General features: G+C 67.2%; 26 protein-coding genes, 1 tRNA gene and 1 CRISPR repeat array (1 of these 28 only partly in view). Of the genes, 10 read left to right on the forward strand and 17 right to left on the reverse strand.

Features of this window, described 5'->3' with window-relative positions:
* Positions 1-101 precede the first annotated feature (101 nt).
* A complete protein-coding gene (gene argJ, locus BUF17_RS13085) occupies positions 102-1,340 on the forward strand; it encodes a bifunctional glutamate N-acetyltransferase/amino-acid acetyltransferase ArgJ (protein WP_073629415.1) in 1,239 nt (412 codons plus the stop codon).
* A 59-nt stretch (positions 1,341-1,399) separates the two neighbouring features.
* Entirely contained in the window at positions 1,400-2,194 is a 795-nt protein-coding gene (locus BUF17_RS13090; protein WP_073629417.1) for a GNAT family N-acetyltransferase, read from the forward strand.
* A gap of 12 nt (positions 2,195-2,206) precedes the next feature.
* Here the strand turns inward: BUF17_RS13090 and BUF17_RS13095 are convergent, their stop codons facing one another.
* The 5 genes from BUF17_RS13095 to ftsE all read right to left on the reverse strand — a co-directional run bounded on the left by BUF17_RS13095 (position 2,207) and on the right by ftsE (position 6,226).
* Positions 2,207-2,695: a GreA/GreB family elongation factor gene (locus BUF17_RS13095; protein WP_073629419.1), complete on the reverse strand. Its 489-nt coding sequence runs from the start codon at positions 2,693-2,695 to the stop codon at positions 2,207-2,209.
* Positions 2,692-3,492 carry a lysophospholipid acyltransferase family protein gene (locus BUF17_RS13100; RefSeq protein ID WP_244530877.1) on the reverse strand — a complete coding sequence of 267 codons (801 nt, stop codon included), beginning with the start codon at positions 3,490-3,492 and terminating at the stop codon, positions 2,692-2,694. Before BUF17_RS13100 ends, BUF17_RS13095 begins: the two co-directional genes overlap by 4 nt.
* A 99-nt stretch (positions 3,493-3,591) precedes the next feature.
* A complete protein-coding gene (locus BUF17_RS13105; protein ID WP_175563695.1) occupies positions 3,592-4,206 on the reverse strand; it encodes a YdcF family protein in 615 nt (204 codons plus the stop codon).
* A 308-nt stretch (positions 4,207-4,514) separates the two neighbouring features.
* Positions 4,515-5,570 (reverse strand): cell division protein FtsX, encoded by a 1,056-nt coding sequence (locus tag BUF17_RS13110; protein ID WP_210215446.1) that lies wholly within the window; start codon positions 5,568-5,570, stop codon positions 4,515-4,517.
* Positions 5,567-6,226 carry a cell division ATP-binding protein FtsE gene (ftsE, locus tag BUF17_RS13115; protein ID WP_073629423.1) on the reverse strand — a complete coding sequence of 220 codons (660 nt, stop codon included), beginning with the start codon at positions 6,224-6,226 and terminating at the stop codon, positions 5,567-5,569. Before ftsE ends, BUF17_RS13110 begins: the two co-directional genes overlap by 4 nt.
* Positions 6,227-6,619: 393 nt before the next feature.
* On the opposite strand from ftsE, the gene BUF17_RS13120 reads away from it, so the two are divergent.
* Positions 6,620-7,003, forward strand: coding sequence for a response regulator (locus BUF17_RS13120; RefSeq protein ID WP_073629425.1), 384 nt, complete (start codon positions 6,620-6,622; stop codon positions 7,001-7,003).
* Between the two features lie 187 nt (positions 7,004-7,190).
* Here the strand turns inward: BUF17_RS13120 and BUF17_RS13125 are convergent, their stop codons facing one another.
* From BUF17_RS13125 to BUF17_RS13150, 6 genes are all read right to left on the reverse strand, one after another.
* Positions 7,191-8,018: a universal stress protein gene (locus BUF17_RS13125; protein WP_073629427.1), complete on the reverse strand. Its 828-nt coding sequence runs from the start codon at positions 8,016-8,018 to the stop codon at positions 7,191-7,193.
* Positions 8,019-8,257: 239 nt separating this feature from the next.
* The gene (locus BUF17_RS13130) at positions 8,258-8,641 is read right to left on the reverse strand and encodes a hypothetical protein (protein WP_139282526.1); all 384 of its coding nucleotides are present in this window, start codon (positions 8,639-8,641) and stop codon (positions 8,258-8,260) included.
* Positions 8,642-8,807: 166 nt separating this feature from the next.
* The gene (gene xseA / locus BUF17_RS13135) at positions 8,808-10,427 is read right to left on the reverse strand and encodes an exodeoxyribonuclease VII large subunit (RefSeq protein WP_073629431.1); all 1,620 of its coding nucleotides are present in this window, start codon (positions 10,425-10,427) and stop codon (positions 8,808-8,810) included.
* 66 nt (positions 10,428-10,493) lie between these two features.
* On the reverse strand, positions 10,494-10,988 hold the full coding sequence (locus BUF17_RS13140; RefSeq protein ID WP_073629433.1) for a periplasmic heavy metal sensor: 495 nt from the start codon (positions 10,986-10,988) through the stop codon (positions 10,494-10,496).
* On the reverse strand, positions 10,985-11,491 hold the full coding sequence (locus BUF17_RS13145; protein WP_084564621.1) for a hypothetical protein: 507 nt from the start codon (positions 11,489-11,491) through the stop codon (positions 10,985-10,987). The genes BUF17_RS13140 and BUF17_RS13145 overlap by 4 nt, the downstream gene beginning before the upstream one ends.
* Positions 11,491-12,378 carry an RNA polymerase sigma factor gene (locus tag BUF17_RS13150; RefSeq protein ID WP_244530878.1) on the reverse strand — a complete coding sequence of 296 codons (888 nt, stop codon included), beginning with the start codon at positions 12,376-12,378 and terminating at the stop codon, positions 11,491-11,493. The genes BUF17_RS13145 and BUF17_RS13150 overlap by 1 nt, the downstream gene beginning before the upstream one ends.
* A 267-nt stretch (positions 12,379-12,645) precedes the next feature.
* On the opposite strand from BUF17_RS13150, the gene BUF17_RS13155 reads away from it, so the two are divergent.
* Positions 12,646-12,722 (forward strand) — tRNA-Arg (locus BUF17_RS13155).
* A gap of 724 nt (positions 12,723-13,446) precedes the next feature.
* Here BUF17_RS13155 and BUF17_RS13165 read toward each other — a convergent pair.
* From BUF17_RS13165 to BUF17_RS13190, 6 genes are read right to left on the reverse strand one after another with little or no spacing between them, the layout of a single operon-like run.
* Entirely contained in the window at positions 13,447-14,112 is a 666-nt protein-coding gene (locus BUF17_RS13165) for a helix-turn-helix domain-containing protein (protein ID WP_175563696.1), read from the reverse strand.
* 35 nt (positions 14,113-14,147) lie between these two features.
* Complete coding sequence (locus BUF17_RS13170) at positions 14,148-14,942, reverse strand: ABC transporter permease (RefSeq protein ID WP_073629437.1); 795 nt, start codon at positions 14,940-14,942, stop codon at positions 14,148-14,150.
* Positions 14,939-15,844 carry an ABC transporter permease gene (locus tag BUF17_RS13175; protein WP_175563697.1) on the reverse strand — a complete coding sequence of 302 codons (906 nt, stop codon included), beginning with the start codon at positions 15,842-15,844 and terminating at the stop codon, positions 14,939-14,941. Before BUF17_RS13175 ends, BUF17_RS13170 begins: the two co-directional genes overlap by 4 nt.
* Before the next feature lie 8 nt (positions 15,845-15,852).
* Positions 15,853-16,932, reverse strand: coding sequence for an ABC transporter ATP-binding protein (locus BUF17_RS13180; RefSeq protein WP_073629439.1), 1,080 nt, complete (start codon positions 16,930-16,932; stop codon positions 15,853-15,855).
* 32 nt (positions 16,933-16,964) lie between these two features.
* Positions 16,965-18,005 (reverse strand): ABC transporter substrate-binding protein, encoded by a 1,041-nt coding sequence (locus BUF17_RS13185; protein WP_084564627.1) that lies wholly within the window; start codon positions 18,003-18,005, stop codon positions 16,965-16,967.
* 35 nt (positions 18,006-18,040) lie between these two features.
* Positions 18,041-18,976 (reverse strand): aminotransferase class IV, encoded by a 936-nt coding sequence (locus tag BUF17_RS13190; protein WP_073629441.1) that lies wholly within the window; start codon positions 18,974-18,976, stop codon positions 18,041-18,043.
* 157 nt (positions 18,977-19,133) lie between these two features.
* Between BUF17_RS13190 and BUF17_RS13195 the strand changes: the two genes are divergently transcribed.
* From BUF17_RS13195 to BUF17_RS13220, 6 genes are read left to right on the forward strand one after another with little or no spacing between them, the layout of a single operon-like run.
* Positions 19,134-20,120: an aldo/keto reductase gene (locus BUF17_RS13195; RefSeq protein ID WP_073629443.1), complete on the forward strand. Its 987-nt coding sequence runs from the start codon at positions 19,134-19,136 to the stop codon at positions 20,118-20,120.
* A complete protein-coding gene (locus tag BUF17_RS13200) occupies positions 20,117-21,013 on the forward strand; it encodes an amidohydrolase family protein (protein WP_073629445.1) in 897 nt (298 codons plus the stop codon). The genes BUF17_RS13195 and BUF17_RS13200 overlap by 4 nt, the downstream gene beginning before the upstream one ends.
* Positions 21,010-21,597, forward strand: coding sequence for a DUF1349 domain-containing protein (locus tag BUF17_RS13205; protein ID WP_073629447.1), 588 nt, complete (start codon positions 21,010-21,012; stop codon positions 21,595-21,597). Before BUF17_RS13200 ends, BUF17_RS13205 begins: the two co-directional genes overlap by 4 nt.
* Before the next feature lie 22 nt (positions 21,598-21,619).
* Positions 21,620-22,048 carry an RbsD/FucU family protein gene (locus BUF17_RS13210; protein ID WP_073629449.1) on the forward strand — a complete coding sequence of 143 codons (429 nt, stop codon included), beginning with the start codon at positions 21,620-21,622 and terminating at the stop codon, positions 22,046-22,048.
* 34 nt (positions 22,049-22,082) lie between these two features.
* The gene (locus BUF17_RS13215; protein ID WP_073629451.1) at positions 22,083-22,928 is read left to right on the forward strand and encodes a fumarylacetoacetate hydrolase family protein; all 846 of its coding nucleotides are present in this window, start codon (positions 22,083-22,085) and stop codon (positions 22,926-22,928) included.
* Positions 22,921-24,462: a UxaA family hydrolase gene (locus BUF17_RS13220; RefSeq protein ID WP_084564629.1), complete on the forward strand. Its 1,542-nt coding sequence runs from the start codon at positions 22,921-22,923 to the stop codon at positions 24,460-24,462. Before BUF17_RS13215 ends, BUF17_RS13220 begins: the two co-directional genes overlap by 8 nt.
* An 89-nt stretch (positions 24,463-24,551) precedes the next feature.
* Positions 24,552-24,617: direct repeats of the CRISPR family, unit length 32 nt (it continues 1,032 nt past the right edge of the window).

The following is a 24,617-nucleotide window of genomic DNA, read 5'->3' on the forward strand; positions in this document are numbered from 1 at the left end:
CGGGAAAAGAGCGCGTTTTCATCCCGTCGCCTGCGGCGCGGACGGGGCTTGCGAACGCGCCTGCCTTGGGGCAAACGGGAGCCGTCCCGCCGGAGGCTCACATGGCCGTTAGCGCCCACATCTCTCCCTTCGCCCCGTCCGTCTTCCCGGACGTTCCGCCGGTCGCCGGCATGCGCTTCGCCACTGCCGAGGCGGGCATCAAATATCGCGGCCGCACCGACGTGCTGTTCGCGGTGTTCGATCCCGGCACCACGGTCGCCGGCGTGCTCACCACCACCCGCTGCCCGTCGGCGCCGGTGGAATGGTGCCGGGCGAACCTGCCCGCCGGCAAGGCGCGCGCGCTTCTGGTCAATTCCGGCAACGCCAACGCCTTCACCGGTCTCAAGGGTCGCGAAACGGTGCGGCTGTCCGCCGAGGCGGCCGCGGCCGTGGTCGGATGCGCGCCGGAGGAGGTGTTCCTCGCCTCCACGGGCGTGATCGGCGAACCGCTCGACCCTTCGAAATTCTCCGCGGTGCTGTCCGATACCGCGGCGCGCGTCGCCCCCGGCCCGTGGCTCGACGCCGCGCGTGCGATCATGACCACGGACACCTTCCCCAAGGTCGCCAGCCGCACGCTGAAGATCGACGGCGAGACGGTCACGATCAACGGCATCGCCAAGGGCGCAGGCATGATCGCGCCGAACATGGCGACGATGCTGTCGTTCATCGCGACAGATGCCCCGATCGCGGCGCCGGTGCTGCAGTCGCTGATCGCGCGGGCGGCTGACGGTTCGTTCAACGCCATCACCATCGATGGCGATACCTCCACATCCGACACGCTGCTGATGTTCGCCACGGGCAAGGCCCAGATCGCGCCGATCACCGAGGCGACCGACCGCCGCCTTGCCGGATTCCGGCGCGCACTCGCGTCGCTCTCGCTGGAACTCGCCCACCTCGTGGCGAAGGACGGCGAGGGGCTGACGAAGTTCGTGGCGGTGACGGTCGAAGGCGCGACGTCGGCGAAGTCGGCCAAGAAGATCGCCTTCTCCATCGCCAACTCGCCGCTGGTGAAGACCGCGTGCGCCGGCGAGGACGCCAACTGGGGCCGTATCGTGATGGCGGTCGGCAAGGCCGGCGAGCCGGCTGAGCGCGACCGGCTGGCGATCTGGTTCGGCGACGTGCGCGTCGCCGTCGACGGCGCTCGAGATCCGGACTATTCGGAAGACGCCGCCTCCGCGGTGATGAAGCGCCCGGAGATCGCGATCCGCGTCGACCTCGGCCTCGGCCGCGGCAAGGCGACGGTGTGGACGTGCGACCTCACCAAGGAATATGTCGCCATCAACGGCGATTATCGCAGCTGAACCCTGCAGGATGCGCGCCGGCCCCGCCGGCGCCCCGTGCGAGTTACCGGAGGGCGAGGATGGAAGCGCGTGCGCCGGCATCCGCCGCGATCGATCCGGCCCTCGTGCGCCGGCTGGAAGACGCGACGATCAATTCCTGGCCGTCGCGCCATCTCGTCGTCGACGGCGCATGGATGCTGCGTCTCACGCCGGGTCACCCCTCCAAGCGGGCGAATGCGCTTTCGGTGCTCGATCCCGCCGACGATGCCCGCGTCGCCGAGCGGCTCGCGGCGATGTTCGGTCATTGCGAGCGGCTCGGTGCGCCGCCCCTCGCGCGATGGACGCCGCTGATGCCGCCGGCAGTCGAGGCGGAACTGCTGGCCAGGGGATTCGCGCCGTTCGATCACACGCGGGTGCTGCGGGTCCTGCTCGATCGGCCGGCCGTCGCCGAAGCCGAGCCGGCGACGGATCTCCTGACCGATCCGCCGGGGGAGCGCTCGCGCTGGGCCGACATCATCGTCGCGCTCGGCGGGGAGGCCGCCCGCTTTCGCGACCTGCTCGCGGGGATCTTCGACCGTATCGCGCCGCCGGCGGCGCTTTCGGTCGCGTACGATGCCGCCGGCCGGCCTGCCGCGGCGACGCTATCGGTCACGGACGGTTCTCTCTCGGGCCTGTTCGAGGTCGTGACCCGGCCCGATGCCCGCCGCGAAGGTCACGCCACACGCGCGGTTCGCACGGCGCTCTCCCACGGCCGGGCGCTCGGCGCGACACATGGCTGGCTTCAGGTGAAGGCGGACAACGCCGCCGCGGCCGCGGCCTATGACCGGCTCGGGTTTGCCGAGATATACCGCTACCATTATCTCAGGCGCGACTGAGGCGGGCCGGCTTCAGGTGGGCTCAGGCGTCACGTCGATGGCGACGATCTCGGCTGTTCCGCCTGGAAGTGTCACTTCGTCGCCGACCTCCCGTCCGATCAGGGCCCGGGCGACCGGGGCGAACCAGGCGATGCGCCCGCTGGCGGGCTCCGCTTCGTCCGCGCCGACGAGACGGTAGGAGCGTTGCCGCCCGTTCTCGTCTTCCACCGTCACGCGGGCCCCGAACGATACCTTTGCCGGCTCACCATCGGCAGGCAGCGGCGGATCGATCGGTTCGGCGCTGGCGCGGCGCCGGGTCCAGTACCGCAGGTCGCGCGATGCGCGTGCGACGGCGCTCCGGTCCCCAGCGGCGGTCGCAACCGCGAGCGCGTCTCTGAGGATCGCGATCTCGGCCTCGATCAGCGCCAGCCCGCGGCGGGTGACGAGATTTCGCTCCGGGCCGACGGGGCGTTCCGGCAGGGCCTCTTCGCCGTCTGATTCCTTGACGAATGCGCGGCTCACAGCGGGCCTGCAGCGGTTCTGCGGGCGAAGCTTTCCGGCACCGGCGGCGGGTTTGGCGCGGCCAGCGCCTCGGCGATCAGGCGGTCGCTCGCGGTCTCGATCTCGTTTTCAAGCCGGCTCATGAACGTGCTGCGGTCCAGGCCGGGCTCGATCGGGGGCAGGAACTCCACGACGATGGTGCCGGGCCGGCGCACCCACGACCGACGCGGCCAGAACAGCCCGGAATTGAGCGCGACCGGCAGGCAGGGCTGGCCGAGCTTGTCGTAGAGGAAGACGATGCCGACCTTGTAGTCCGGCGGCGCTCCGGGCGGGCGGCGGGTGCCCTCGGGAAACAGCACCACCTGCCGGCCGTCATCGACGACCTTCTTGGCGTCCTTGCACATCGCAACGAGAGCCTTGCGGCCGCCGTTCCGGTCGACCGGGATCATGCCCATGCGCGCCGCGCACCAGCCGAACACCGGAATGGCCAGCAGTTCCTTCTTCAGGATGAAGTCGGCTTCCGGAAAGCAGGGAATGAGCGCGAAGGTCTCCCACATCGACTGATGCTTTGCCGCGATTAGGAAGCCGCCGTCCGGAATGTTTTCCCGTCCACGGAACTCGACACGCGTTCCGGCGATCCAGCGCTGCAGGAACAGGCTGACCTGGGCCCAGGAGATGACGATGCGCCAGGGCGCCCGCCCCGGGATGAGGAAAAACGGCCACGTCGTCAGAAGGTAGCCGATCAACACGGCATAGAAGGCGACGACGAACAGGACGGAGCGGATGCGAAGCATAAGGATCGACGGTCGTGGGCCCATGATTTCTGCGCCGTTATAGCCGATTGCGGCGCCAGAGATATCGATCCGTTGCCTGGAAAGACAATTTGCGTCCCGCGGCGACCGGAACAGGCCCCCGCATCATGATGGATTGGGCGAGGCCGGCGGGAGATGCGGCGAGGCATTCGCGGTGGAGACGAGGCCGATCCGCTCGGCCCCGAGACGCAGACGCACCATCAGGTACTTGAAATATTCCCGCACCAGCACGCGGACGGTCTTGGGGCGGTCGTACCAGTGGTCGAGATGGATGCCGGGATCGGGAACCGGATAGGGGATGAGTTGCCGCCCCGGAAGAGCGGCGCCGAACTCCGCGAGGGTGCGCGGAATGTGATAGGTGCTCGTCACCACGAACAGCGAGTGGAAGCCACGCTCTTCGGCCCATTTGCGCGCTTCCGCGGCGTTGCCGATGGTATCGGCCGCCTCGCGCCCGAGGTCGATGCAGCAATCGGCGAACCCGGCGACGTCCGGCGCACGGGCGATCAGCGCGTTCTCGGTGACGCGCCGGCCGACACCGGAGATCAGCATCCGCTCCGCCCGGCCCTCGCGCAGCAGGTCCAGGCCACCGGGGATGCGGTCTGCACCGCCGGTCAGGACTACGATGGCATCGGCCTTGCTGTCCTGCGGACGCTCAGCCGTCGCGACGGTCTGGACGAAGTGAAGGAAATCGATGGCGACCGCGGTGACGCCGACCACCACCAGAACGGCCAGCGTGAGGCTTGCGACGCGCAGGGTGGTTCGCAGCCGACTTCGGCGCGGCCTCGTCCGTCCGTCGCCCGTCCTGTCAGGCGTCGGCGATAAGGACTCCCCGCCCCGCGGTGCTGTTGCGCCGCTATGCTGGTCGACCACGGCCATACGAATCAAAATACCGTAAAATCGTGGCTGACACGAGCCTCGGCCGTGGCAGAGGAGCGGCGAAACAAAATGTTCCGCAGCCTGCCGCGCGCATTCCCGCGATCTGCAGCGCCTGTCGATCGAAGGGCATCATCCGGTCGACAAGATGTGCTCTAGGAAAGCCGCGAGAGGTGACCCTGCACGGCAAGGCGCGAAGTCGCCGCGGCAAGGAAAGCCGCGAACGCCGCGACGAGCACCGTGGCGAGATAGCCGAGCCAGCCGACCGAAAGACTGCCGAACAGCGCATGGGCCTGATCCGCCTCCGGGGTACCGGCCCCGTTGCGGTCGGCGAACCCGATGGCGAGATAGGTGACGACGGCCATACCTCCGCCGAACAGACCGCCGCGAAGGCCGAGGCGCCAGAAATGGCGCTGGAATTCGCGGGCGATGAAGCGGCTTTCGGCGCCGACGAAGTGCAGCACCTCCACGACCTCGCGGTTGGCAGCCATGGCGGCGCGGGTGGCGAACACCACGCACAGCATCATCGCCGTCATCACCAGCGCGAGCACGATCAGCCCACCCGCGACGACGCTTGCCGCCATCGCCGCCATGTGGGCGCTCCAGGCGGAGTGATCGTCGAGGCTCGCGCCCTTCACCCTCTGGGCGATCTCCGCACCGAGTGCGGGGAGGTCGGCCTTGGCGGGATCCGCGACCTGCACGGAAATCAGCCGGGGCACCGGCAGCGCGTCGAGATCGAGCCCGCTTCCGAGCCACGGCTGGAGCAGGGCGCGGGTCTCGTCGTTGGAGAGCACCTGCACGGTGCCGATCCCCGGGGCGGCACTGGCGATGGACGACGCCCGGTCGAGCGCCTCGCCCATGTCGACGCCGTCCACGGGGCGCACCTGGATGGTGACCTCGCGGGTGAGATCGCGGCTCCAGTCGGTCGCGGCGCCCTGCACCACCGTCACCGCGCCGATGGTGAGGCAGGCGAGATAGCTCATGATGGCGACAACGAGCGTGAGCGCACGCCCCGGCACCGATGCCGCCGGAACGATGGGCGCCGAAGCGGCACCGCGCCCGAGCACCTTGCGGCCGAGCGCCGCCCCGCGCCCCTGGCCGGAACCGAGCCGGGGCGGTTTCCTGTCCGCCGCCGCCATGGCACCTGCGCTCATGCCTGCGGTCTTGCCGGACTTCGTTCCGCGAGCGTTCGAGGGGGCGCGGCCGTTCATTCGGAAATCTCCAGCCGGCCGTCCGAAATCACCAGCCGGCGCGCATCGACCTGATCCATCAGGCCGATATCGTGGGTGGCGATGACGACGGCGGTGCCGAGCCGGTTGAGCTCGATGAAGAGGCGCAGCAGGCGGCGGGCGAGCGGAGGATCGACATTGCCGGTCGGTTCGTCGGCGAGCAGCACCTCGGGCTGGGTGATGAGCGCGCGTGCGATGGCAACGCGCTGCTTCTCGCCGCCCGACAGCACCGGCGGATAGGCGTTGATCCGTTCGCCGAGGCCGACCCAGCGCAAGAGTTCCACGACGTCGTGGCGGTAGCCGCTCTCTTCCCGCTCCAACACGCGAAGCGGCAGCGCCACGTTCTCGTAGGTGGTGAGATGATCGAGCAGGCGGAAATCCTGGAACACTACGCCGATACGGCGGCGCAAGGCGGGCAGTTCCGACTTCGGCGCGGTGGAGAGATCGCGCCCGAAGACCCGCACCAGACCGCGGGTCGGCTTCAGCGACAGGAACAGGAGGCGGATCAGTGTCGTCTTTCCGGCGCCGGACGGCCCGGTTAGGAACTGGAATGAGCGCGCGGGGATGTGGAAGTTCAGGTCGCGCAGCACTTCCGGCCCCATGCCGTAGCGCAGGCCGACATTCTCGAAACGGATCACCCTCGAAATCTCCAGGTCAAGAGCGCGCCTCCGATGCCGGACCGGCCGCCCGGCATCACGTTCCCCAAACCCCGGTGCCGACAATTGCCTCAGGGGTGTTGAACGCTCGTTAACGATAGCCACGCGGGGAGGGAAGAAAAAAGGCGCGCGGCGCACCCGGCGGCGACCGATTCGGCGGCTGTTAACCGGGCGCGGGTCAGTGATGGGCCGAAAGCCGGAACACGCCCCGGCCCGCCCACCCCGACGCGGGTTCTTTCTGATGTGCCGTCCGGCGTGCCGGCTCCACCATGGAACGACCGCGCCGTGCGGGCGTTCCGGTTCTGTCGTGCCTTCCTATCCGCCATCGCAGCCCGGCGAGTGCTTGCCGGGACCGCACCTCCGGGAGCCGCCACCATGGCCCGCATCCTGCTCACCGAGGACGACGACTCGGTCCGCACCTTCGTCCGCCGCGCGCTGGAGCTCGACGGCCATGCCGTCATCGAGGCCGGCGACGGCGCGGATGCGTTCGACGCCCTGCAGCACATGGATCTGAAGTTCGACCTTCTGGTCAGCGACATCGTCATGCCGGAAATGGACGGCATCGCGCTCGCCCACGCCGCGCGCGCCCTGTCCATCGATCTGCCGATCGTGCTGATGACCGGCTACGCCGACCAGCGCGAGCAGGCCGAAGACCTCGCCGCAATCGTGCACGAGGTCATTTCGAAGCCGTTCAGCCTGGACGACATTCGGCGCGCCGTGGGCCGTGCACTCGACCATGCGGCCGGCATCGCCGCCTGACAGCTCCTGACGGCCGAAAATGACGCCCTCCGAATTGGCGCCCTGAAGCACGCCCGCCCGTTTCTCAACAACCCAGAACTACCTAGGCGATACGGAAAACCCAGGGTTCGCAGGCGCCGCCACGGCTCGTCCCGGCGCGTGCCGTGTGGGCAGCGGCCGGGACGTGCGGATCGGATCCCGGCCGTCGTCAGTGCGCCATGAGCACGGGCACCGTCATGGTGCGCATCATGTCGCTGGTGGCACCGCCCAGGATGAACTGGCGCAGGCGGCTGTGGCCGTAGCCGCCCATCACGATCAGATCGGCGTCGCTGTCGACCGCCTGCTCGATCAGGGTGGTGGCGACATCGCGGCCGAGGGAGGACAGGCGGGAGATCTGCACCTTGAAGCCATGGCGGGCGAGATGCAGCGCAAGGTCGGCGCCCGCATCCTCGCCGAGACCGCGACCCGAATCGACCACGGCGACATGGATCTCGCAGGCCTGCTTCAGGAGCGGAAGCGCGGCGCGCACGGCCCGGGAGACGGTGAGGCCGCCGTCCCAGCCGATCACGATCTTATCGAGCTTGAACGGCCCCTGATAGGCGCGCGGCGTCAGCAGCACGGGCGCGCCGGCCTCGATCAGCAGCGTCTCGATCAGAGCCTCGCGGGCGGGCTCCATCGCCTCCGGGTCGTCCTGGCCGACGACGGCGAGGTCGCACAGCCGGCCGACCGAGACGAGGCCGCTGCCTTCGCCTTCCATCAGCGAGAAGGTAGCGCTCTGGCCGCGCGCGCCTGTTTCCGCGAGGATGGCATCGAACGCCTTTAGCCCGGCCGCAGCGCGGTCCTCGGCGACCTCACGGGTGTCGTCGATCATCTCCAGCGGCACCGGACCGCCGATATAGACCGGGGACACGAAATCCGCGACCGGGGCGAGGCCGGTAACGTGGGCATCGGTTGCGAGCGCCAGCGACGCCGCAAGCCGGCAGGCCGCCCGGTCGCCCTCAAGGTCGATGATGGCGAGAATATCCTTGATGCTCATAACCTCTCCGATCGGTTCTGCCGCGGCGTGCGATGCCCTCGGGCCCGGGTGCGGCCTTCGCTGCGCCCCTTTTCGACCGGATTGCGGTCCGGGTCCATGGCGGCGACGCGATTTTTGCTCGCGCCCCGGCCGTTATCCTTGTGCTGCCGCAGGGTTTCGGCAGTCGGAGGTACGAGACTGCGATCGGGTGACGTCGATCGGGCGACGTCGACCCGGCCCACCGATATGGCCGTGGCGCCTCAGGTCTTCCCGGCCGTCTTCCGATTGCGCCCGACCATCACGTCATAGCCGGCGTACACGGCGAGCGCGCCGAAATAGACGGCAAGGACCGTCCATCCCCAGACCGGGACGGACGCGCGCTGCTGGAAGATGATGCTCGAACACACCACCGTCACGCCAATAAGAAGCGGAACGGTCCATTTCGCCTTCATCAAGGCAAGATAGGTATCCGCCCACCGACCCGCCCGGTTTGCATTCGCAGGAAGCGAGGCGAGGATCAGCACGGTGTAAATGGAAAGCAGGACGAAGATTGCCGCAATGCCCATTGCATCGATCCGTTCGCGACTGGATGCGTGCCGGAGCGTCTCGCTGTCGATGATCTCATCAACCGACGGAAGTCGCACCGGAGTCAATTTCTGCGAAACTATTCATGCCACAGAGAAAAGTAAGTCTCATGACGGCGGGCTATTCTGGCCTGCCGTCATGCTTGCGGCAAGTGTTTCCGGCGGCGTTCGCCGTTAAATATTGTTCATGTGGCCCTGTGGCGGTCGCGGAACTTGCCGCGATCGGTCAGAACAGGCTGCCCTGGCTGCCAGGTCCCGGCTTCTTCGGCCGCGCGGCGTCGCTTCGCTTCGGCTTCGGAGCCTCCTGCTGCGGTGCCGGATCGGCGGGCGTGGCGCCGCCGCCGGCGGCGATGGCGGCGATGCGGCCGTCGGACAGTTCGACCGTCAGTGCCTCGCCCGCGGAAACGGCCGTGACGCTGTGAACCGGGCGATCGGCTGCATCGCGCAGGATGGCATAACCCCGCCGCAGCACCGCCCGGTGGCCGAGCCCGTCGATCAGCTTCAGCGCGGTTTGGAGCCGCCCCCGGGAGCGTTCGACAGAACGTGTGAAAGCGCCTTCGAGCCGGCCCGACAGTTCCTCCAGCCGCCGTTTGCGGTCTGCGGCCGCACGCTCGAGCCTCTCCGGGGAAAGGCGGCGCGCGACGGCATCGAGATCGGCGCGCTTGCGGGCGACGAGGCGCAGGCTGCCGGACTCCAGCCGCCGGCCGTCGAGCGCGAGCCGCTCCCGCCGCGCGTCGAGCGTCCGCATCAGCCCGGCCGGCGACAGCCGCGAGGCCGAACGTTCGAACCGGGTTCGGTGGATCTGGCGGGCGGTGGTAAGCCCGTGGGCAAGCCTCGCCGACGCGAGATCGAGCCGCTGGCGCGCCGGCGCGACGAGGTCGCGCGGCTGCGGCAGGCCACGCGCGGCGGACCGGACCAGCGTCCGGCGTGCCTCGATCAGGCGGCGGACGGCACCGGAAAGCCGGCGGCCGTCGTCATCCACGGTCGCGATCAGGTCGGCGCGCACCGGCACGATCATTTCCGCCGCGCCCGTCGGCGTCGGTGCGCGACGGTCCGCGGCGTGGTCGATCAGCGTCCAGTCGGTTTCGTGACCGATGGCCGAGACGAGCGGGATCGCCGAACGCGCGGCGGCGCGCACCACGTTCTCCTCGTTGAAGCTCCAGAGATCTTCCAGCGACCCGCCGCCACGGGCAACCACGATCACGTCCGGCCGGGGGAAGGCGCCGCCCGCTGTCATCGCGTTGAAGCCGTCGATGGCCGCCGTGACTTCGGCCGCCGCGGTTTCGCCCTGCACCCTCACGGGCCACACCAGCACTTCGACCTGGAAGCGGTCGGACAGGCGGTGAAGGATGTCGCGGATCACCGCGCCGGTCGGCGAGGTGACGACGCCGACGACGCGCGGCAGGAACGGCAGCGGCTTCTTGCGGACCTCGTCGAACAGGCCCTCGGCGGCAAGGCGTCGCCGCCGGTCCTCAAGCAGCGCCATCAGCGCGCCGACGCCGGCCGGTTCCAGCGCCTCGATGACGATCTGGTACTTCGAGCCGCCCGGGAAGGTGGTGAGCTTGCCGGTCGCGACCACCTCCATGCCCTCCTCGGGACGGAAGCGCAGCCGCTGGAACACCCCGCGCCACACGACGGCTTCGATGCGGGCCTTGTCGTCCTTCAGAGAGAAATAGGCGTGGCCGGACGAATGCGGGCCGCGATAGCCGGAGATTTCGCCGCGCACGCGGACATGACCGTAGGCATCCTCGATGGTGCGCTTCACCGAAAACGCGATCTCGGAAACCGTGAACTCGCCGATATTGCCGCGCGGCCCGTCAAGATCGCTAACGCTGTCGCCGTCCATCATCGCCTCCGGTTCGGGCACAGGGTTCACCCGAATCCGGCGCGAAGTCCAGAGCGGTTGCCGATGTCAGGGTGCCTCGCCAGGCGGGGGGGGCGGTGGTGGCGGAGGAGGGCCGTCGTCGACGGGAATCGGCGGCATGGCGTTCTTGCCGCGGCCGATTTCCTGCCGCACCGTAAGCGGCACCGTTTCGAGCGCGCGCAGGATCGAGGACTGCACGATGGTCATCAGCCCGCGGGCCTTGTCCTGCTCCACCAGAAAGAGCGCCTTCACGCGGGCCGGATCCAGCGGATCGGCACGCATGGCCTCGAAGGTCTGCTGGCGCGCTTCGTTGAGTTCGCGCGCTGCCTGCCGGACAAGCGGGCGGTTCTGGTTGTCTGCCCGCACGGCATCGCGGATCTCCGGCGGAAACGCGCGCATCATGAATCCGACGCCGGGCGGTGGCGGCGGTGGCGGTCGATGGGAAAAGGTGCCGACGAGATAGCCGGCACCGACGAAATTCACGACGAGCGAGACCGCGAGCACGGCGGCCACCGCAACCGCCGTGCGGGTGCCGACGATCATGACAGGTCACCCGGATCGAATCCGAGGACGACGACCGCCAGTTCCTGCTCGCCGTAGCCGGTGTCGTGGGTGGCCGGCACAGGGGCGACAATGCTGAGGCCGACGCCGAGGGCGACGCACATCACCAGCGTCCATGCCCCGACGAAGGCGAAGCGGCGGCTGAAGCCGATCCGAAGAGGACGTTCGGCCGAACGCGGCCGTGCGCCGTGGAGCCGCGACACCAGTCGCCCGACGGTCGCCGAATCGACCGGAGCGGTGGCGACGGCCTCCCCCAGAAGCACATCGAGGGCGCGGGCGCGGTCGGCCTCCCGCCGCGCGGTTTCATCGCGGGCGGTCAAGGCTAGGGCGGCTTCGCGCTCGCGGGCAGGCCAGCGCGCCGGATCGCCGCCGCAACGGTCGAGCAGGGCGAGAAACGCCGTCCGGTCGAGCGCCGCGGGACCTTCGCCCGGGAGCCCGCGGGCCGGACCGGCTTCGGAGCCGGAAGGATGATGACGGTTCGACATTATCGGACTTCCCCCTCGCGCCGGGCGAGGTTCATTCTCAACGTTCTGCGCGCGCGCACCAGAAGCTGTTCGGCCGCACCGACGGTTACGCCCAGGCTTTCGGCGATGTCGGCGGTGCTGTGTTCTCCGCCAGCGGCGATCAGGATCGCGGCACGCTGACGGGCGGGCAGGGCGCGGATGTCGTCCATCACCGCGGCGAGGCGAGATCGGTCGGCGAGCTGCCGTTCGGCGCCGACGTCCGGGTCGGCGGCCTCTGCCGCGTCCTCCAGACCGACGAAGCGCCGCAGCTTTCGCCGCCGCTCGAGATCGATGCAGCGGTTGACCGCGATCCGGGTGATCCAGCTCGCAACCTTGACGCCTCGGTCCTCGAAACGCGAGGCCGTGCGCCAGATCGTCCAGAAGGTATCCTGCACCACGTCGTCGGCGCTGCCGGCCGCGGCGCTGTAGCCGGCCGCGAGCGCGCGGATACGGGCGCCGTGCCGGCGGAGCAGAGCCGTCAGCGCCTGCTCGTCACCGGCCGCAACCGCCCTGATGAGGGCGATGTCGGGATCGGCCGCGGCAACCTCGGCGATCGCCGCGCCGGCCGCCGCCGCTTCGGACGAGGCGTCGCTATCCGGCACCCGCTCGAACGTCATGGCGGCGTCCGGGCGCGCGTGGAGACCGGCCTCGCCGGCCCGCGCGCTGCCGGCGGGGCCGCCGGTGCCGTTCTGCAGGGAATCCGCCGCCACGTCGGCTCCGGTTGCTGTGTCATGCCATCCGAGGGTCCGCCGCACGCCCGTCGCCATCTCCGTCGCGACCCGCGCCGCGCCGGTTCCCGCCTTGCCTGTCCTGGTCTGCGCGACGTCCGGTCGACCGAATGTCGCGAAGGGCTGAACGAACGCCGCCATGGCCAACTCTCTCGACCGTGTCCATCATAGCAACTGCCGTACGAGACGGCGACTGCAAGGAGAACGCGGCAGGCGCCCATTTCCCTACGCACGCAAACACCTCTGGCACCGGCTCAGGCCCGCAAGTCCCCACGGCCGGCCGCCGGAACGAGGCCTTCGCTGGGGGCAACAGCCACTTTCTGCACCGATGACCGTCCCGCCGCGATTGCGGAACGCCACCTGATCGGTTATGAGATCGGCGTTCGCCAGCGCGGCGAAATCCGGCCTGCACCCGTAGCTCAGCTGGATAGAGCGTTGCCCTCCGAAGGCAAAGGTCACACGTTCGAATCGTGTCGGGTGCGCCATTTTCTGGCGAAAATCAGTCACATATCAAGGCGCCCTTTAGGGCCGTGCACCTCTGTCTCGATGCGGTGGGGATTACGGCGTGCGGCAGCGGCACCGCGTGGAGCGGACGGCGAAGAGATTCGCGATGAGCGTCGTGGCTCTGCCCCTAAGCCGCCTTTCACACCTTGTTGAATCTGCGCCGCGAGGGCCGCCTTGTCCTGCGGCAGGCAGCGCCCGGAGTGCTTGGTGACCGTCTCCAGGGTGTCCTGGACCGGACGAACACGCAAGCACTGCCGGTCGTCGAGCGGTTTCGGTCCACGCCCCTGGGAGAGGGGCGACATGTTGGGGAACTGGACGGTCTGGCCGCCGGTCGAGTTTCGATCCACGCGCCCGCGAGAAGGGCGACGTCGTTCAGCGGCGCGACCGCGACCTACGCCGCGTTTCTATCCACACCCCTGCGATAGAGGCGACCTAATCGCTGCACTCGGTGGCCTGTGGTGGTTGCGGGCGAGGCCGCGTTGCTCAGGGCCGCCAACACGTGCCCGGCCCGATAGCTGAAGCGTGGACGCATCATCGGCGAGAAGCGCGAGAAGGCGTCAACCGCGGCCAGCGCCCGGCTCTTGCGGCCGGCGGCGAGCTGGTCTTGGACCGGCTCCATCACCCAGACGTCAATCGTCCCAGTGGCGGGCGTCCGGTCCTGCCGCACCTTTGCTTAGCCGACGCTCCGGTGTCCCGTTGCGCAGCTCATTTCTTTTCACTCAGTATTTTATCTTTAATGATCTGACGGAGAGTTTGTGCCAGGTTCGGCGTGGCGCTCGAGCATGTAATCATGATCTCGCTCGGCGATTCGGTAAGCGACGTATATGCGTGCTTCATGGTGCTGTCCAAATAGACGCAGTCGCCCGTCTCAAGCGCGATCGGCTCGTAATATTCCGAGAAAAGCATAACTCTGCCTTTCAAGACATGCACGAATTCTTCCCCGACGTGTGATGTCATTTCGCCGGCCTGCTCAATCGTTCGTGCGCGAATCTCGATATGTATGGGTATGATTCGTTTGTGAGCGACATCGGAGCAAAGATATCGATAGGTATAATATTTCGTGTCCAGTTGCTGGCCGTCATATTGCCGGCTGACGCTGCGCCGGCCAACGACGACAGCCGGTGTCCTGTCATCGGTCGCAGGAGGATCAAGAAGGTCTGCAATTTCGACCCCAAGTCCCCGGCTCAGTTGCAGCACCTTGTCGAAAGTGGGCGATAGCAGGCCATTCTCAATCTTGGACAAGGTCGAAGTCGAGATGCCTGTCATCGTGCTGACGTCGGCCAGTGTCCAGCCATGATGCGCGCGCCGGTCGCGCAGCAACTTCCCCAGCGCGGGCGGCTCATTGTTTATCGGAGTGTCTCGGTCTGCCACGTCTGGTCCTGCCGCTTGGCGATTGCGAGGGGTCATTATTTTCGCGCCATCGTCTCCTTAAGCGACATCGCACCGAGAACGGCAAGTGTGATTGTCACCGCGAGGACGATGGAGACGAGCGCATTCACTTCGGGGGTGAAGCCAACCCGCATCATCGCCCACAGGCGGATGGGCAGGGTCGCATCGCCGCCGACGAGGAAGAAGGTGACCAGCGTCTCGTCGAAAGAAAGGGTGAAGGCGAGAAGGCCGCTGGTGACCAAGGCCGACCGCAACTGCGGCAGCACCACATGCCGGAAGGTCTGCCAGTTGTTGGCGCCGAGATCTAGCGAGGCCTCGATCTGGCTGTTCTCCAGGCTTTCCAGCCTGATCGTCACCATACGGTAGATGATGGCGAGAACCAGCACGACGTGCCCGACGGTGACGGTCAGAAGGCCGCGCTCCAGCCCGAGGCCGCGGAACGCGATGAGCAGCGAGATGCCGGTGATGATGGCCGGCAGCACGAAGGGCAGGAAGATCACGAGCTCGATGAGCGCCCGGCCGCGGCGAACACCCGTCTTCATGTAATAGGCAAGGCCGAGCGCCAGCGCCGTGGCGAGCGCGACGGCGCTGGCGCCGACCAGGAGCGTGTTGCCGAGGGCGGCGAGCATCTGCGGATTGTCGCCAAGCCGGGCGTACCACTGCAGGCCGAAGCTGCTCCAGTCGATTCCCTCGCGGCTGATGTCGAAGAAGGACAGCAGCACCACCATGAACGCGGGGCCGTAGAGCGCTGCAAACACCAGGGCGCCGATCAGCCACAGCAGGGTAATGGTCATGCGCTCTGCGGCGGTCATTTCACCCTCGCGTGACGGGAGATGGCGGCCGCAACCAGGATGATGAGGACGACCGAGACCAGCAGCACCACGGCCAGCGCCGCTCCGAAGGGCCAGTTGAAGGCCATGCCGAACTGGCTCCAGATCGCGCGGCCGAAGGTGAAGCCCTGATTGCCGCCGACCATTTGCGGGGTGAGATAATCGCCCAGCGCCAGCACCATGACGAACAGCGCGCCGACGATCGAGCCGGGCAGGCTGAGCGGCAGAACCACATGGACGAAGGTCGGGCCCGGCCGGCCGCCCAGATCGGCCGAAGCTGCCATCAGTGAGGGCGAGATGCGCTCCAGCGACAGGAAGATCGGCAGGATGGCATAGGGCAGATAGATCACCGCCATGGTGATCATCACTGCGGTCTGGTTGTAGATGAAGGCCTTGCTCGGCACGTCCAGCACGCCGATCTGGATCAGCAGCCAATTGACCGGGCCGTTATAGCCGAGAATGTTCCGCATCGCGTATATCTTGACGATATAGTTCATCGCCAGCGGGATCACGCTTATCAGCAGAAGAAAGTAGCGTAGGCGGCCTTCCAGACGCCAGATCAGATAGGCAATGATATAGCCGAAGATCAGACTGGTGGTTGCGACGATGCCGGCAAGCCAGAGAGTTCCGGTGAATACGCTGCGATAGACCGGTTTCGCCAGAAAATCGATGTAGTTAGCCAGGGTAAAGCTCTTCACCAACTGGCCATCGGCGGTCGACCAGAAACTGTAAAGCAAAAAAGTGGCCAGCGGCACGAGAATCAAAAGGACAGGCAGGCCATACACCACCAGCGCCAGAGCGATGCGACGCAATTGCCGGCGGCGGGAGGGGACACCCGTCCTCATCGGACCAGCCTGGGGCGCGGCGAAGGAGAGATCGGCCATGGCGCGCCTCATGCGGTCAGGATACTGACATCGGCGTCGGACCAGCGCAGCGGCACGGGTTCGCCGATCCCGATTCCACTGCCGAGATCCGGTGTCGGCAACCGCACCTTGACGGTGTGCGGCGAGCCCTCGCCGAGGCGCACCACAAGTTGGGTGGTGGCGCCGAGAAAAGTGAGGCTCTCCAGCAATCCGGTCATCGAGCGCTGGTCGTCCGCGCTCTTGCCGGCCATGCCGACACAGAAGCTCTCAGGCCGGATGGCGATCGAGATGGCATCGGCCGGCGCGGGGCCGCTGAGGGCATGGCTGCCGAGCGGGCTGTGCGCCGCCAGCGACGCGCCGGCCCCTGTCAGTCGAGCCGGCAAGATGTTGTTCTCCCCGAAAAATTTCGCCACGAACTCGCTGTGCGGGCGGTAATAGATGTCCTTCGGCGTGCCGACCTGCTCGACCTTGCCATGATCCATGACCACGATGCGGTCCGACATCGAGATCGCCTCCTCCTGGTCGTGGGTGATGAAGACGAACGTGGTGCGGATGCGCCGCTGCAGCGCCTTGAGGAAATCCTGCATCGAGCGGCGCAATTCGGCGTCGAGCGCGCCCAGCGGCTCGTCCAGCAGCACCACCCTGGGCTCGCACACAATGGCGCGGGCCAGCGCCACGCGCTGGCGCTGGCCGCCGCTCAGTTCGGCGGGGTAGCGCGCCGCCTTGTCGGCCAGCTCGACCATGGCCAGCACGTCCGCGACCTTGGCGTCGATTTCCGCCCGCGGGCGCCGCCGCATCTTCAGGCCATAGCCGACATTCTTCGCCACGCTCATGTGCGGGAAAAGCGCGTAGTCCTGAAACACGGTGTTGAAGGGCCGCTCGAAGATCGGCATGTCAGTGATGTCGACGCCGTCCAGCAGGATGCGGCCGGTGCTCGGCGGCGTGAAGCCGCCGAGCATACGCAGGATGGTGGTCTTGCCGGAGCCCGAAGGCCCAAGGATGGTCAGAAACTCGCCATCGCCGATCGTCAGATCGATCGGCTTCAGCACGTTGACCGCCCCATAGGATTTGCCGACCCCGGCAAGGTGGATGAGGTTGCGGAAGCTCATGCCGGCATCTGCTCCGTTTGACGAGAGGCTGGTCATTCGACCGGCGTCGCCTTGATCTCGTTCCACAGGTCGATGCGTCGCGCGAAATCTTCCGGCGCCTGCAGGAAGACCAGCTTGTCGGCATAGGTCAGGCCGATCGCCTCGTTGGCAGCGGCATTGGTGGTGTTGCCGTAACCGGTCTTCTCGCTGATATAGGTGCCGACGTCCTCTTCGAGCATGGCATCGATCCACGCATGGGCAAGGGCGGGGTCGCGGGCGCCGGCGCTGATCGCCCAGCAGTCGATCCAGCCGATGGCGCCCTCCTTCGGAATGGTCAGTCCGACATCGAGACCCTTCTTGCGCAGCATCGGCGCCTGCGGCTCGCCCATGGACATCATCAGGTCGACGCCGCCCTGGGCGAAGATGCTGACCCCGTCGTCGAAGCCGGCATAATAGGTCGAGACGAACCGCTTCTGGTCGAGCAGCTTGGCCTTGATGCTGGCAAACTGGGCGTCGGTGAGGTTGAAGGGGTCCTTGTAGCCGAGCAGCAGCGCGGTTGTGACGATCGCGTTGTTGGCGTCGTCCATGGCGATGATACGCCCCTTGTACTGTTCGTCCCACAGCACGTTCCAGCTGGCCGGCGGCTCGGCGAAAACGGCCTTGTCATAGATCAGCGGGATCGATCCCCACGCGAACGGCACGGCGTAGGGCTTGCCGTCGAACACGATGGCGGAGACGTTTCCGAAGGCCGGCAGCAGGTTCTTCGCATTCGGAATCTTGGAAAGATCAACCGGCTGGATCAGCTTTTCCTGCGTCAGGCGCTTATAGGATGATGTCTCGATGGCGATGACGTCGAAATCCTCGCCCTTCGAGGCGGTCATCTTGGCGAAGATTTCGTCGACGCTGCCGGTGTAGGTGATCTTCACCTTCGCGCCGGTCTTGGCCTCGAAGGCCTTGACCCACGGCTCGTCCGCATAACCCTCCCAGGTCAGCACCCGCAATTCCTTGGGGGCGGCGACTGCAGGCAAAGTGGCGCCGGCCACGAGCAGCCCGGCAAAGCCGGCGACGCCGGCCATGAAGTTGCGTCTGTGCATGGAATTGATCCTCTGGAATGTTCTGATTGGGCCGCCTATGCGGCGGTCGTCGTTTTGGCGGCGGCGTAGTTCACCTCGGTCCGGTGCCAGCCCTCGGCGTGTTTCTGCCAGTAGAGCGCCTTCAGCCTCAGGCTGACCGGCCCGGGAGCGTCGTTGTTCATGATGTGGCCGTCGACCCGCGCCACAGGCATGACGCCGCCTGCGGTCGTCGTGCAGAACACCTCGTCGGCCTGCAGCAGGTCCTCATGGCGCAGCGGCGCGATGCGGGCCGGCAGGCCGATTATCGCGCAGAGATCGAGGACCGAGCGGCGGGTGATGCCCTCGAGGGCGCCGCGGTCCGGCGTGAGCACCTCGCCGTCGCGAACCATGAACACGTTGAAGCCCGGCCCTTCGGTGACGAAGCCGTCAGAGTCGAGCAGCACGGCGGTGTCGGCCCCTGCATCGTGCGCCTCGAACAGGCCGCGCGTCAGGTCGCCCCAATGATAGTTCTTCACCGTCGGGTCGATCGACGCGGCCGCAATGCGCGGCACGCTGGCGACATGGAGGTGCGCGCCGCGGGCCTGGACGTCGAGCGGAATGACGTCGATCCACGGAATGGCGTAGGCGGTGAAGAGGTTCTCGCAATCCGCCGGCCGGCGTGAGCCGAAGATGCGCGGGCGGCCGCGGGTGCAGACCATCGCGACATAGGCGTCACGCAGGCCGGAGAGCGCCACGCAACGCTCGAGTATCGCCGCGATCTCGGCGCGGCTGTGCGGTGGTGTCAGCCGGCACGCTGCGAGCGAGCGCTCGAAGCGGTCGAGATGGTCGTCGAGCCGGAAAAAGCCGCCGTCGCGCACATGCACCACGTCATAGGTCACGTCCGACCGGGTGAAGCCCCAATCGAGGATCGAAAGCCGTGCCTCGGACGCCTGAACGTAACGGCCTTCGACGAAGGCGGCGCCCTGAGAGAAGTCGGGAAGGTCGGCGGTCATGCCATCGATATCCTGCGGTGTCTGCGGTGGACGTGTCGGATGATGCCGGGGAGATATCCGATTGGCAACAAAAATTTCGGATAAGAAAAATAATTTGACATATCCGCAATTGACGGCGACATCTGGCACCGACGCAACGCGATCCACGGGAACCTGCATGCCCCTCGCGACTGAAACAGAACGCCTCGGCCCAACCGGGCTCCGCATCACCCGACTGGGGCTCGGCACGGCGCCGCTGGGCGGCCTCTACGAACCCGTGAGCGACGAGGCCGCAGAAGCGACGATCGCCCGGGCCTGGGACCTCGGGCTGCGCTTCTTCGACACGGCTCCGCAATATGGCAACGGGCTCTCCGAGCGCCGGCTGGGTGCCTTTCTCGCGGGCAAGCCGCGTGAGAGCTATGTGCTCTGCACCAAGGTCGGAAGGCTCCTGCGCCGCCCGGCGCGGCCGGTGGGCGAGGATGCCTATTACAAGGGAACGCCGCCGGAGCGGCCCGTCTTCGATTTCAGCTATGACGGGGTGATGCGCTCGTTCGAGGAGAGCCTGGAGCGGCTCGGTACGGGTCGGATCGACGTTCTGCACATCCACGATCCCGACGATCACTATGATGAGGCGGTGGCCGGTGCTTACCGCGCGCTCGACCGGTTGCGCAGCGACGGCGTCATCGGCGCGGTCGGCGCCGGCATGAACCAGAGCGAGATGCTGGCCAGCTTCGCCCGTGCCGGCCGCTTCGATTGCTTCCTGCTCGCCGGCCGCTACACGCTGCTGGAGCAGGGAGCCGTCAAGGACTTCTTGCCGTTGTGCCAGCAGCAGGGCGTCGGCGTCATCATCGGCGGCGTCTACAATAGCGGAATATTGGCGAACCCCGCGCTTGGGGCCAAGTTCAACTATGTCGACGCCGACCCGGCTCTCATCGCCCGGGCGCTCGATCTTGAAGCGGTCTGTGCCCGCCACGGCGTCCCCCTGAAGGCCGCCGCGATCCAGTTCCCCGCCGCCCATCCGGCGGTCGCATCCATCCTCACCGGCGCCCGCAACGCGGCCGAGATCGACGAGAACGAAGCTCTGTTCCGCCATCCCATACCGGCGGCGTTGTGGGAAGAACTGCGCGCGCTAGGCCTGATCGACCCGGCGGCGCCAACGCCATGAGCGCCGCATCGCCCCTCGTCATCGATGCCCATCAGCATTTCTGGGATCCATCGCGGGCCAGCTACCCGTGGATGGCGGGCGAGGCGATGGCGCCGCTGCGCCGGCCCTATGTGCCTGGCGACCTGGCGCCGCTGCTCGCCGCTGCGGGGGTCGACGCCACCCTCCTCGTGCAGTGCCGTCACGAGGCGGCCGAGACCGAGGAGTTCCTGGCCCTTGCGGCGGCCACGCCTTTCGTCGTTGGCGTCGTTGGCTGGGTCGATCTTGAAGGACCCGATGTCGCCGGCGACATTGCCCGGTTGCGGACCCTGCCGGGCGGCGACCGCCTGGTCGGTCTGCGTCACAATGTGCACGACGAGCCTGATCCTGAATGGCTGGAGCGCGCGGACGTGTGGCGCGGGCTGGAGGCGGTGTTCGCCGCAGGACTCACGTTCGACCTGCTGGTGCGTTCCCGCGAGCTTCCCGCTGCGATCGCCTGTGTCCGCCAGTTCCCCGGAGGGCGTTTCGTGCTCGATCACATGGCGAAGCCGCCCATCGCGCGTGGCTTCGATGCGCTGTGGGCGGATCGCTTCAGGCAGATCGCAGCGTTCGGCAATGTCCGGTGCAAAATCTCGGGCCTGGTGACCGAGGCGACGTGGGCCGACCATTCGCCAGCGACGTTCGAGCCCTATCTGGCCCTCGCGCGCGACGCCTTCGGTGCGCGACGGCTCATCTTCGGCTCCGACTGGCCGGTGGCGACCCTCGCGGCCGACTATGCCACGGTCAAGGACATCGCCGCCCGATGCTTCCACGACGATCCTGACGCCGCGAAAGGCCTGTTCGCCGACAATGCGATCGCCGCCTATCGCCTCGAATCCCGGCTTCGCACCCCTCCCTGCAGCGAGACATCCCCATGACCAACGTCGATCTCGGCACTGGCCGTTGGCTCAACGAGCCGGCCCGCTGGTCCATTGCCTCCGGCACCCTGCATCTGGCGACGGATGCGGCGACCGATTTCTGGCGTGAAACCCATTACGGCTTCATCCGCGACAACGGCCATTTTCTCGGCTTTACGACCGGCGAGGCATTCACCGCGGAAGTTCGGGTCAAGGGCGAGTACCCCTCACTCTACGACCAGGCCGGCCTGATGGTGCGGATCGACGAAACGCGATGGGTCAAGGCGGGGGTCGAGTTCTCCGATGGCCAGCTCAATCTCAGCGTGGTGGTCACCGACGGCCGCTCCGACTGGTCGGTGACGCGGCCGGATGGAGATGTCACCGACGTGCGATTGCGCCTCACTGTGAAGGGCGGTGCCCTACGGGTGCAGGCCTCCACCGACGGCACGATATGGCCGCTGCTGCGCCTCGCTCCGTTTCCGGCGGCGCCCACCTATCAGGTCGGGCCGATGGCCTGCACGCCGGAACGAGCCGGTCTGGAAATCGCCTTTTCGGATTTCCGCATTCTGCCGCCGACCGAGCGCGACCTGCACGACCTTTCATGACCACAACAACCAGGCGGACACCATGCTGATCGGCATCGACCCGATACTGAATCCGGACATTCTCCATGCCTTGCGCGCGATGGGCCACGGCGACGAAGTCGTCATCGCCGATGGCAGCTTCCCCGCCGAAACCGTGGCGCGCCGGCTGGTGCGCATGGAAGCGAGCGACATGCCGCGCATGCTGCGCGCGGTCTTGAGCGTGCTCCCGATCGATGAATCCGAGCCCGACCCGGTGCTGGGCATGGAGGTCATCGGCGAGCCCGACACCTTGATGCCCGCGCACCGGGAGATCGCCACCATTCTCGGCGAGGTGACGGGCGGCGCCGTCAGTCTCAAGCGCATCGAACGCTACGCCTTCTACGAGCGCGCGAAGCAGGCCTTCGCGGTGATCGCGACGGGAGAGCGACTGTTCTACGGCAACGTCATCATCCGCAAGGGAACGGTGGCCTGATCTCGCGGGCTGCCGGACATCTGGAGTCAATGACTTGAAACTGTTGCGTTACGGTCCGGCCGGCCAGGAGCGTCCCGGCTTGCTAGATGGCGAAGGCCTCATACGGGATCTCTCGTCCGTTGTTCCCGACATATCGGGTAAGACGCTGTCGCGCGCGGGTATCGAGGCCTTGAGGCGCCTCGATACCGCCGCGTTGCCGCTGGTTGCGGATCCTGTGCGGATTGGTCCCTGCGTCGCCGGCGTCGGCAACTTCATCGCCGTCGGGCTCAACTATGCCGACCATGCCCGCGAGAGCGGCCTGCCCATTCCAGCCGAGCCGGTGCTGTTCAACAAGGCGCCGTCTTCAATCTCCGGGCCGAACGATCCGATCGTCGTGCCGCCGGGATCGAGCAAGCTCGATTGGGAGGTGGAGATCGCGATGGTCATCGGCGAGGCCGCCTATGATCTCCCTGAAGCTGACGCGCCGGATGTCATCGCCGGCTATTGCGTCTGCCACGATGTTTCCGAGCGTGCCTTCCAGAACGAGCGCGGCGGGCAGTGGACAAAGGGCAAGAGCAGCCCGGGCTTCGGCCCGCTCGGTCCCTATCTGGTCACGGCGGACGCCATCGCCGAGCCGCAGGACCTGACCCTCTGGCTCGACGTCAACGGCGTGCGGATGCAGTCGGGCTCCACCGCCACCATGATCTTCGGGCTCCATTTTCTCGTGTCCTACATCTCGCGCTTCATGCGGCTCGAACCGGGAGACGTCATCACAACCGGCACGCCGCCCGGCGTCGGCATGGGGCGGCATCCTCCGCGCTATCTGAAGGCCGGCGACCGCGTCGAACTCGGCATTACCGGGCTCGGCACCCAGCGTCAGCAGGTGCTGGCCCATGGTTGAGCCCGACATCATGGTGCGGCCGGCGCCGCGCAGCGTTCGGATGGATCCGGACGACAATCTCATCGTCGCGGTCGACGCCATCGAGCGCGGCGTCGCGGCGGGGGGCATCGTCGCTGCCGATCGCATCCCGCGCGGCCACAAAATGGCGGTGGCAGCGATCGAGGCCGGCGCGCCGATCGTCAAATTCGGCCAGATCATCGGCTTCGCCACCGTCGCCATCGCGCCCGGCACCTGGCTGCACGAGCACAATGTCGGTCTCAGGGATTTCGAGCGCAACTCCCGACCGGCCATTGACCCAACCGGCCGGCCGCCAGCCGCCATCGAGCCGCCGGTCACCTTCGCGGGCTTCCGCCGCCCGGACGGCCGGGTCGGCACCCGCAACTATGTCGGCATATTAAGCTCGGTGAACTGCTCGGCCACCGCGGCACGGTTCATGGCGGAGGAGATCGTCCGCTCCGGGGTGCTGGCCGATTTTCCCAATATAGACGGCGTCGTTCCGCTGGTTCACGGCACCGGATGCGCCATGGACACCGAGGGCGAAGGCTTCGAGGTGCTGAAACGCACCCAGTGGGGCTATGCCGCGAACCCGAACATGGCCGCTGTCATTATGGTCGGCCTTGGCTGCGAGGCCTTCCAGATCGACCGCTGGAAGCAGGCCTATGGCATTGTCGAGAGCGACCGCTTCCGCAGCCTGACCATTCAGCAGACCGGCGGCACGCGGAAGACCGTGGAAGCCGGCGTCGCTGCCATCCAGGACCTGCTGCCGCTCGCCAATCAGGCGCGGCGCGAGCAGGTGCCGGCATCGCATCTGATGCTGGCGCTGCAATGTGGCGGCTCGGACGGCTATTCCGGCATGACCGCCAACCCGGCGCTGGGCATTGCCGCCGATCTGCTGGTTGCCCACGGCGGCACTGCGATCCTCTCCGAGACGCCGGAGATCTACGGGGCCGAGCATCTGCTGATACAGCGCGCGGCAAGCCCCGAGATCGGCGAGCGGCTGATCGGACTGATCCGCTGGTGGGAGGATTATGCCGCCCGCCATCGCGGCGTGATGAACAACAATCCGTCCCCCGGCAACAAAGCGGGCGGGCTCACCACCATTCTGGAGAAGTCGCTCGGGGCGATCGCCAAAGGCGGCAGTTCTCCGCTGGCCGGCGTCTATCGTTATGCCGAGCCGATCACCCGGAAGGGGCTGGTGTTCATGGATACGCCCGGCTTCGATCCGGTCGCCGCCACGGGCCAGATCGCCGGAGGCGCCAATGTGCTCGCCTTCACCACCGGGCGCGGTTCCGCCTTCGGCTCAAAGCCGACGCCCTCGATCAAGCTGGCGACCAATACGCCGATGTATATGCGGATGGTCGACGATATGGATGTCAATTGCGGCGACATCCTTGACGGCGTGTCGATCAAGCAGAAGGGCCGAGAGATCTTCGAGCAGATTCTGGAGGTTGCCTCAGGCCGCCGCACCAAATCCGAAATGCTCGGTTATGGCGACCATGAATTCGTGCCCTGGCAGATCGGCGCGACCATGTAGGCGGGGGCATGCGTCAAACGCCTCCTCGCCCGTCGCTCAGGACGATTTGCTTTGCGATCGGTCATGACCAGAACTTGTCATGGCCCGTGGTTTCGATCCACGCCCCTGCGGGAGGGGAGACTACCACGGTCGAATATGCCTCCGGCGCCAAATAC

Origin of the sequence: Pseudoxanthobacter soli DSM 19599 (assembly GCF_900148505.1) — a bacterium.
Lineage (GTDB): Bacteria > Pseudomonadota > Alphaproteobacteria > Rhizobiales > Segnochrobactraceae > Pseudoxanthobacter > Pseudoxanthobacter soli.

Bases quoted from the DNA above. Each gene is read 5' to 3' on its own strand.
- argJ (WP_073629415.1), top strand. From the start codon at position 102: ATGGCCGTTAGCGCCCACATCTCTCCCTTCGCCCCGTCCGTCTTCCCG.
- BUF17_RS13090 (WP_073629417.1), top strand. From the start codon at position 1,400: ATGGAAGCGCGTGCGCCGGCATCCGCCGCGATCGATCCGGCCCTCGTG.
- BUF17_RS13100 (WP_244530877.1), bottom strand. From the start codon at position 3,492: ATGGGCCCACGACCGTCGATCCTTATGCTTCGCATCCGCTCCGTCCTG.
- BUF17_RS13110 (WP_210215446.1), bottom strand. From the start codon at position 5,570: ATGAACGGCCGCGCCCCCTCGAACGCTCGCGGAACGAAGTCCGGCAAG.
- BUF17_RS13120 (WP_073629425.1), top strand. From the start codon at position 6,620: ATGGCCCGCATCCTGCTCACCGAGGACGACGACTCGGTCCGCACCTTC.
- BUF17_RS13125 (WP_073629427.1), bottom strand. From the start codon at position 8,018: ATGAGCATCAAGGATATTCTCGCCATCATCGACCTTGAGGGCGACCGG.
- xseA (WP_073629431.1), bottom strand. From the start codon at position 10,427: ATGGACGGCGACAGCGTTAGCGATCTTGACGGGCCGCGCGGCAATATC.
- BUF17_RS13140 (WP_073629433.1), bottom strand. From the start codon at position 10,988: ATGATCGTCGGCACCCGCACGGCGGTTGCGGTGGCCGCCGTGCTCGCG.
- BUF17_RS13145 (WP_084564621.1), bottom strand. From the start codon at position 11,491: ATGTCGAACCGTCATCATCCTTCCGGCTCCGAAGCCGGTCCGGCCCGC.
- BUF17_RS13150 (WP_244530878.1), bottom strand. From the start codon at position 12,378: ATGGCGGCGTTCGTTCAGCCCTTCGCGACATTCGGTCGACCGGACGTC.
- BUF17_RS13170 (WP_073629437.1), bottom strand. From the start codon at position 14,942: ATGACCGCCGCAGAGCGCATGACCATTACCCTGCTGTGGCTGATCGGC.
- BUF17_RS13175 (WP_175563697.1), bottom strand. From the start codon at position 15,844: ATGGCCGATCTCTCCTTCGCCGCGCCCCAGGCTGGTCCGATGAGGACG.
- BUF17_RS13180 (WP_073629439.1), bottom strand. From the start codon at position 16,932: ATGAGCTTCCGCAACCTCATCCACCTTGCCGGGGTCGGCAAATCCTAT.
- BUF17_RS13185 (WP_084564627.1), bottom strand. From the start codon at position 18,005: ATGCACAGACGCAACTTCATGGCCGGCGTCGCCGGCTTTGCCGGGCTG.
- BUF17_RS13190 (WP_073629441.1), bottom strand. From the start codon at position 18,976: ATGACCGCCGACCTTCCCGACTTCTCTCAGGGCGCCGCCTTCGTCGAA.
- BUF17_RS13195 (WP_073629443.1), top strand. From the start codon at position 19,134: ATGCCCCTCGCGACTGAAACAGAACGCCTCGGCCCAACCGGGCTCCGC.
- BUF17_RS13200 (WP_073629445.1), top strand. From the start codon at position 20,117: ATGAGCGCCGCATCGCCCCTCGTCATCGATGCCCATCAGCATTTCTGG.
- BUF17_RS13205 (WP_073629447.1), top strand. From the start codon at position 21,010: ATGACCAACGTCGATCTCGGCACTGGCCGTTGGCTCAACGAGCCGGCC.
- BUF17_RS13210 (WP_073629449.1), top strand. From the start codon at position 21,620: ATGCTGATCGGCATCGACCCGATACTGAATCCGGACATTCTCCATGCC.
- BUF17_RS13220 (WP_084564629.1), top strand. From the start codon at position 22,921: ATGGTTGAGCCCGACATCATGGTGCGGCCGGCGCCGCGCAGCGTTCGG.